Annotated in this window: 1 protein-coding gene; it reads left to right on the top strand. The window is 48.1% G+C overall.

The features are described from left to right. Positions 1–618: IS110 family RNA-guided transposase (locus AM629_RS21300; RefSeq protein ID WP_152912067.1), on the top strand; the 618-nt coding region annotated here is incomplete at its 5' end. Positions 619–880: the final 262 nt, after the last annotated feature.

Here is an 880-nt window from a genome sequence, read left to right as displayed (position 1 = left end):
GTCCGGGATAAAGTCAAAACCACCAATCAGATGCAGGCTTTCCTGCTTGAATTTGGTCTCAGCATGCCCAAGGGGATTGCCGTGATAAAACGGCTCTCTGCTGTGCTGGCTGAACATGAACTTCCTCCTTATCTGGTGCAGGTATTACTGCGGTTACAGGCACATTATCACTATCTGGTTGAGCAAATCACCGAAATTGAAACTGCTCTATCACAGGAGATTGCTCAGGATGATATCGGACAACGGCTGATGACGATCCCCGGCATTGGCCCCATCACGGCGAGTGTGCTTTCCTCACAACTGGGCGATGGGAAACAATACGCACACAGCCGGGATTTTTCAGCCTCGACGGGATTGGTGCCCCGCCAGTACAGTACCGGAGGAAAGACAACCTTATTGGGGATCAGTAAACGGGGTAACAAAACACTCCGGCAACTGTTGGTGCTCTGTGCCCGAACATTCATAATGCATATTGAGCATAGAAAGGGCAAACTGGCTGACTGGGTTAAGCAGCAACTTGAACGAAAGCATTCTAATATTGTGGCCTGTGCATTGGCTAATAAACTTGCCCGGATAGCCTGGGCTATTACGACAAAACACACGGTATTTGAAGCTTAAATCAAGCCTATTGTGAACAAATTTGAAACGAGACCCCACAGGTTTTGCGAAGACTGATAATTGATGACATGAACGGCCTACCGGCCTGATGAGAAACCTGGCGTAAAAATTGGCTCCTTGAAGCCGACACACTTTTAAGGTTCATCAGGCGCGGAACTCATCGAGGCGCAGGTTCCTTGCCTATAGTGACGCCGGATAGATTTAAGCAAGCCCAAAATTCATCAAAATGAGTGTTGCAAAAACGAGGGCGACCATAGATTTT

This window comes from Photorhabdus heterorhabditis (assembly GCF_001280945.1).
In the GTDB taxonomy this organism is placed as follows: Bacteria; Pseudomonadota; Gammaproteobacteria; order Enterobacterales; family Enterobacteriaceae; genus Photorhabdus; species Photorhabdus heterorhabditis.
This window is presented reverse-complemented; position numbering and strand designations above follow the sequence as displayed.